Source organism: Brevibacterium jeotgali (assembly GCF_900169175.1).
Taxonomy (GTDB): Bacteria; Actinomycetota; Actinomycetes; order Actinomycetales; family Brevibacteriaceae; genus Brevibacterium; species Brevibacterium jeotgali.
Genome location: NZ_FXZM01000040.1, coordinates 1 through 2,399, shown reverse-complemented (window position 1 = coordinate 2,399; position 2,399 = coordinate 1). Strand labels below are relative to the sequence as shown.

The following is a 2,399-nucleotide window of genomic DNA, read 5'->3' as shown; positions in this document are numbered from 1 at the left end:
GTCATAGCCTGACGAGAGTAGTGTTGCCGACAGCTCTAGGCATGATCTTACGATGGGGTTAGGTGTGTCTCACAGTGACCATCAGCCGCCCTTCGAGGAAACAGTAGTTCATTCGAGAAGAGTAAGAACCTGATTGGTGATGGCTACGCAGCCGGAACCTGCGGTTGGTCATAGTTCAAGCGACACATCTGCAATGGAGGAGATGTTTAATGTTTTCACGGTATATAAGGATTCCGGCATTGATTACTGTGTCGGTGGTTCTGGCGAGCTGTGGTGGTGCGAGCCAAGAGGAAGAGCCAGATGACGGAGGGGCCGAGTACCCCTCGGCGATTTCAATGGCTGATGATACAAGCGCAGAAGCCACCTTTAGGTTCGCGAACCATCAACCTCCATCGAGTTTCGACCCTTCGAGGAGTACCGGGGGGCTTGATCAGACGTATTTGACACCGATTTATGATCGTCTTGTTCGCATGATGCCTGATGGCAGTATTGAGCCGATGCTGGCTGAGTCGTTTGACGCTTCTGAAGAGGACATGACGATTACATTTCAACTGCGCGACGACGTGGAGTTCCATGACGGAACAATGTTGGACGCCGACGTCGTGAAGCTGAATATAGACCGAATGCGTGATGAGAGCGCGACCGTGTCCAATGAGGTTGCCACAATTGATGAAGTTGTCGTCGTGGATTCGTCTACGGTCGAGATGAAACTTAATTCAGGACTGGCGTCGACGTTAGCGGTGCTTAGCGGGCGTGCGGGCATGATTGTCTCTGGCGACGCGATCGAATCTGACGACATCAATACAAACCCTGTAGGTGCGGGTCCGTATAAAGCGACTAGCGTTACACCCGGTGAGCGAATCTCGGCCGAACGATTCGACAATTATTGGAACAAAGACAATGAGGACGAGCAGAATGTTGCTGCATTTGAGATCATCGGAGTCCAAGAAGGTCAAACAAGGTTAAACGGCCTTAACTCTGGTGAATACGACGGCGCAGTGATCGATTCACAATCGGCGCAGGCAGCTGGCGACGAGGTCGAAGTGCTCATGGGCCCTACACCTGCGTTCTATCATATGTCTCTTAATAGCGAAGAAGGGGCTATTCAGGACCCAAGGATAGCGGAAGCCATCAACCATGCTATAGACCGTGAAGCTATCTCCGAAGGATTGACAGATGGCACTTGCATTCCGCAAGTGACACCCTGGTCCAACACTTCGATCGCTTATAACGAAGAGCTGGGCTCCGGACTTGATCGGTTCCCGTATGACCCGGATCGCGCTATAGAACTGCTCGAAGAGGCTGGATACGAAGACCCTGCGAATGGTTTGGATTCGCCTCACGCGAACATCACGGCTTCAACCCAAATGGCAGAAGTAGTGCAGGCCCAGTTGGCTGAGGTAGGAATCACCATCAATCCGCGCGGTCAAGCGGTCGGTGGTGTCTTCGAAGAATTCGTTATTTCCGAACGAATGCCCGTTACAGTGACTGGCTACACAGGTGGAAGCGATCCGGACGCTGTCTATGAACGGATGCTGTCGCCGACGGCGCCATATAACCCAGGTGGCTGGGAAGACGAAGAGTTCTCAGCTTTGGCCGAGGACGGGGCCAACTCAATTGATCCCGACGCTCGAGGCGAGGCGTACCACCAGATGGCTGAGATGATGGTAACTGACACCATCACACCGCTTATAACAATCTGCAATACGCAACGGATCACCGGGTACAGCTCGTCCGCGTCTAATGTTCAGGTCTACGGCGACTATGAAGAGATTAGATACGCCGCGAAGTCGGAGTAATTAATCTACGCCGACTTGGGGCCTGCCGAACCGATATTGCAAATTCGTGCGTTCGTCGGCAGGCCCCGACGTGGCCGTTAATGCCAGATTAGGATCGGGTTAATGATTAGATACGCGGTAGACAGGGTATTCACTGCGATCCCACTACTTCTCATCGTTGGATTGTTCGCATTCCTCTTGGTAAACCTCATGCCGGGAGATGCGGCTTCGACGATTGCGGGTGAAGGCGCGTCCGCCACGCAGGTCGAAAGCGTCCGCGAAGACCTCGGCCTGAACCAACCGATGTATGCACAGTTTTTTGACTGGGTCGGTGGTGTGGTTCAGGGAGACTTCGGTACTTCGTTTGCGTACAACACGTCAGTTTCTTATCTTATTATCCAACGCCTCGAAGTAACGATCTCGCTTGTTGCACTGGGATTTGTTCTGACAGTGGTACTGGGGATTGCGTTGGGCGTGCTTTCAGGCCGTAACGTGGCTCTTCTCGAACGAGGGTGTAGTCCGTTGAGCGCGTCGCTGTCCGTGTAGGAGTCGAGGTCTCCCTGAAGATGGAAGTTCCTACACTGCCCATCCGGAAGACCTCGACATGTCCCACCCTACTTT

The 2,399-nt window shown here is 53.1% G+C and carries 2 protein-coding genes; both read left to right on the top strand.

All coding sequences use genetic code 11. The features are described 5' to 3' along the window. The first annotated feature begins 209 nt into the window (after positions 1 to 209). Positions 210 to 1,799, top strand: a complete 1,590-nt coding sequence (locus tag BJEO58_RS14705) for an ABC transporter substrate-binding protein (RefSeq protein ID WP_101590197.1) — start codon at positions 210 to 212, stop codon at positions 1,797 to 1,799. 102 nt (positions 1,800 to 1,901) lie between these two features. Beyond that, a complete protein-coding gene (locus BJEO58_RS14700) occupies positions 1,902 to 2,324 on the top strand; it encodes an ABC transporter permease (RefSeq protein ID WP_101590196.1) in 423 nt (140 codons plus the stop codon). Positions 2,325 to 2,399 lie beyond the last annotated feature (75 nt).